At 61.6% G+C, this 4,479-nt stretch carries 1 protein-coding gene and 3 pseudogenes; 3 read left to right on the top strand and 1 reads right to left on the bottom strand.

Annotation, left to right across the window (positions count from 1 at the left end):
* Positions 1 to 698, bottom strand: a pseudogene (locus AB5Y54_RS10870) (ISL3-like element ISAeme19 family transposase); the annotation flags it as partial.
* Positions 699 to 889: 191 nt separating this feature from the next.
* Here AB5Y54_RS10870 and AB5Y54_RS10875 point away from each other — a divergent pair.
* From AB5Y54_RS10875 to AB5Y54_RS10885, 3 genes and pseudogenes are all read left to right on the top strand, one after another.
* Positions 890 to 1,738, top strand: coding sequence for a TIGR03899 family protein (locus tag AB5Y54_RS10875; RefSeq protein WP_042016317.1), 849 nt, complete (start codon positions 890 to 892; stop codon positions 1,736 to 1,738).
* A 237-nt stretch (positions 1,739 to 1,975) separates the two neighbouring features.
* Positions 1,976 to 3,615, top strand: a pseudogene (locus AB5Y54_RS10880) (PAS domain-containing methyl-accepting chemotaxis protein).
* 730 nt (positions 3,616 to 4,345) lie between these two features.
* Positions 4,346 to 4,479: pseudogene (locus tag AB5Y54_RS10885) on the top strand (IS5/IS1182 family transposase); the annotation flags it as partial.

The following is a 4,479-nucleotide window of genomic DNA, read 5'->3' on the forward strand; positions in this document are numbered from 1 at the left end:
TGGAACAGGTCGTAGACCACCTCCGCCTGCGGGCAGTGTTGCTTCACCTCCAGGTCGAACGCCGTGTTCATGTCCATCGCCACCGCCTCAATCTGCTGGCATCGCTCGCCGAGCTGCTCGAAGAAGGGACGGATAGCGGCCCGACTGTTGCCGTGCCCCACCCACAGGACGCGGGTTCGCTCGGCATCCATGATCACGGTGGCATAGCGGTGTCCCTTGTGCAGGGCAAACTCATCCATCACCAGCCGCCGCACCTCCCCAAGTTCGATGGTGCCCACACTAGTCTGCAAACGGCGCTTGTCGATCTCCTTGATGGTGTGCCAACCGACCCCGGTGAGCTGGCTGACATGGCGGATGGGGAGGTACTGAACGAGCGCTTCAATCCAGCACTGCATGCGCCGGGTGAGGCGGGAGCCAGAGGGGAGCCAGTCGATATGTTCACTGACGCGACCACAGCGCAGACAGTCGACGCGGCGAACAGGCAGTTGTAACCAGACTTGTCGGTCAAATAGGTCTCGCTCACGCACCCGGCGGATACGTTGGTCGTGGATCAATGGCGTGGGTTGCAGGCATCGGCGACAACGGGGCAAGAAGTCGGCGCGAGGCTCAAGGGTAAACAGGGTGTGATGGTTGGCAGAAAGCGCTTGGGCGATGACGGTATAACCTGGCCAGAAGGAGGTAATATCAATATGATGCACGGCGACAGCAGGGTGATGGTGGTGGTGTGTTTGGCGACAACCAGTTTACCAGCACCCTGTCTGTCAACTTCCACTTTCCCAGGATCCCGCGAAGAACCTTTTTTTATCCCGTGACGACCCCGGCAAAGGGATTGTTCATGGATCTGGTTGGAGTAACATTCACTACCAGACCTTGCCATCACGGAGCCAGCATGGCTGACCTGCCCCCCAAGAAAGAGAGTTCCATCCTGAGCAGCCAGGAGCAGACCCTGCGCCTGGCCCGCAGCCGCGGCATCGATGGCATGCTCACCCGCAACAGCGACAGCACCTTCGAGCAGCGCGCCACCTTCCGCCAGTTGGCGGAGCAGGCCACCCGCCAGCGCAATCTGGAATCCATCATGGTGATGGCCGCGCGCCACTGCGAAGAGACCGCCGCCGGCGGCGAGATAGACAGCGACTGGCTCACCCGCTTCCTGCAACTGGCCGAAGACATCAGCATGACCCCCATGCAGCAGTTGTGGGGCCGCATCTTCGCCCTGGAAGTGGCGACCCCGGGCCGCTTCTCCATCCGGGCCCTCAACACCCTCAAGGAGATGACCCAGCGCGAAGCCCAGCTGTTCCAGCGCATCTGCGCCCTCTCCTGCCACTACGAGGGCAGCGACGAGCAGCGCCTGCTGCTGGGCATGCACAAGGGGGCCAGCCTGCTCAGTCGCGCCAAGGTCACCCGAATGGGGCTCGGCAAATACCGGGTGCCCTACAGCGCCCTGCTGCTACTATGCGATCTCGGGCTGCTGCACCGTGGCGAACTCGAATCCGGTCCCCTGCCCGCCGACGGGGTCGAGCTGGCCTTTGGCAACCAGCGCTGGCGTCTGCGCCAACGCCAGAGCAACCTCACCCTGCTCTATTACCGGCTCACCCCCATCGGCAACGAGCTTGCCCTGCTGCTGGACGAGCCCCCCCTGGAGGAGTACCTGCAGGATCTGAAGACCCTGCTCTCCACCCACCTGCAGATAGAGACCCAGATGCCGGCCCCGGTCAGCGAGCCGGATCTGCCCGCCTGAGACTGGCGGAGGCCCCGGCCCCGCCTTGCCAAATTGCGAAACACGCCCCGCCATTGCCAAAACGGCTCCCAAAAAGCGAATCCTGACGGCCGGGACAGACGCGAGCCCGGGCCATGTACGGCCCTCTGCGGGTTTTGAGCGCAAAAGAGACATATAGAACGCAATTTAAGCGTTTTTGGGCACTCTGGTGTACGAATTGCAACCAGACTCTCTTTCCCCTGTCAGGCAGGAAGTACCATGAGAGTCAATCAACCCGTTACCCAGCGTGAGCGCCTCTACCCGTCGCATCAGAACCTGATTTCCACCACGGATCTGGAGAGCCGCATCACCTATGCCAACGACGAGTTCTGCCAGATAGCCGGCTTCACCCTGGAGGAGCTGCAAGGGGCGCCTCACAACCTGGTCCGCCACCCCGACATGCCGCCCCAGGCGTTTGCCGACATGTGGCGCCATCTGCGGGAAGGCAAAAGCTGGATGGGCCCGGTCAAGAACCGCTGCAAGAACGGGGATCACTACTGGGTCAACGCCTTCGTCACCCCCATTCAGGACGCAAGCGGCAAGGTGGTGGAGTACCAGTCGGTGCGCACGGCGCCGGACGACGCGATCAAGCAGCGTGCGGAGCGGGTCTATGACGAGATGCGCCGCGGCAAGACCCCCCGGGCCCTGCGCCTGCCCCCCTGCTGCCACACCCTGGGGATCCACCTCTGCCTGATGGCGCTGCTGGCCAGCCTGGTCACCCTCGGCTATCAGCACGGCCCGGGCTGGCCTCTGCTCATCGGCGCCCTGCCCCTGGTGGTTGCGCTCGTCATCTGCCAGACCCTCTCCCTGCGCCTCGCCCGGCTGGAGACCCTGGCCCGCCACCGTTTCGACAACCCCTTGATGCAACTGCTGTATACCGGCCGGGTCGATCGTCTGGCTGCCGTCGAGCTCGCCATGAAGATGAACCAGGCCGAGTTCAATGCGGTGCTGGCCCGCACCCAGCAGACCTGCCAGCAGATCGTGCAGGCGGCGCAGACGGATCTGAGCAATGCCGAGTCCATCACTGGCAACCTGCAACAACAGCAGGCGCAGACCAACCAGGTGGCGACCGCCATCACCGAGATGACGGCGTCCATTCGCGAGGTCTCCCACAGCTCGAGCGCCTCCTCGGACAGCCTGGACAACACCGCCGTGCTGTTTCGGGAGGGCAATCGCAGCGTGCTCGATACCGTGGCGGCAGTGGAAGGGGTTCACGGCGAGCTGCTCACCTCCCGCGCCGTGATAGAGGCGCTGGCCAGCCAGTGCCGCGCCATCGACGGTATCCTGGACGTCATCAACAACATCGCCAACCAGACCAACCTGCTGGCCCTCAATGCGGCCATCGAGGCGGCCCGGGCGGGCGAGTCCGGTCGCGGCTTCTCGGTGGTGGCGGACGAAATCCGCACCCTGGCCATCAAGACCCAATCCTCCACCGGCGAGATCCAGCAGATGATAAGCCTCTTGCAGGCCAGCGCCGACGATGCCCAGCAGGCCATGGCGCAAGGGGAACAGCTCTCCGCCAGTTGCCGCCTCAAGGCCGCCTCAAGGCCGCCGCCACCGGCGATATCCTGCAACAGATAAGCGAACGCCTGTTGCAGGTGACCGCAGGCAGCAACCAGATAGCCCAGGCGGTGCAGGAGCAATCCCTGGTCACCCAGGACATCCACCACAGCGTGCTGGACATCAAGCGTCTGGCCGACGACTCCAGCCAGGGCAGCCGCCACGCCGTGCAGGGCATCATTGCGCTCGTGAAGCAGCTCGGGGACCTGGAGCGGCTGGTGCGCCAGTTTCAGCAGCATCCCGCCACCCGGCCAACCAGCACCGCCCTGACCAGCGGCCAACCCCTGCTCGCCCGCTAAGCCTTCACGGAGGAAACCAGACCCAAAGACCGTGCGCTAATACAAAAAAGCATGGGCCCCGTCTCGTAAGAGACGGGGCCCATCGACATCATAAGGCTGGGGCAGAACTCTAGATCCAGCCCCGCTGTTACAGGACGGCCAGCCGCTTATCCACTCGCTCTGCCACCTGCTTGCCCTGCCGCGTTTTGAATGGCCGCTGTGCGACACAACACTCAACAGGGTGGCTGTCCCGATTTCACTGCCTCGCCCCGATACCGTGGAGCCTTGAGAGAGTTAAGACGTCACATCACCACACAATCCCCCCTCGAACATAACCCGCTGACCGTTCAATTTATTGATCTTGCCCGAGAAAAGACTATCTCCCTCTTCCCTCATCAGCTCCGTTCGGTAACATAGTCATCAGAACCACCTCTCGTCGGAGTCAGCCATGAGCCAGACCAGAGCAACAGCGCAGGTGAAAAGCAGCAAGCTGGAGGCTGGAATTCAGGGGCGGTAGCCTTACCGGTGCTTTCCACGATCCCACCCTTACTGTTTCTTTATTCGGTGGTAATGGCTGCGCAAAAAAGAACGTCAAGCGAACGCATTCAGCTTCAAAGGCTGGCATATAACCAATTGTTTTAAATATCATTTTTATTGTTTGCATCAGGACGAAGGGAAGTTAGGGAAGGTGCGAACAAGTCCCTGATATGAGATCATGTTTGTCATCTGGAGCCATGAAAAAGGGTTCATCATGAGTCATCAGCTCACCTTCGCCGACAGTGAATTCAGCAGTAAGCGCCGTCAGACCAGAAAAGAGATTTTCTTGTCCCGCATGGAGCAGATCCTGCCATGGCAAAACATGGTGGAAGTCATCGAGCCGTTTTA

Origin of the sequence: Aeromonas sp. s9 (assembly GCF_040907765.1) — a bacterium.
GTDB classification, from domain to species: domain Bacteria; phylum Pseudomonadota; class Gammaproteobacteria; order Enterobacterales; family Aeromonadaceae; genus Aeromonas; species Aeromonas caviae.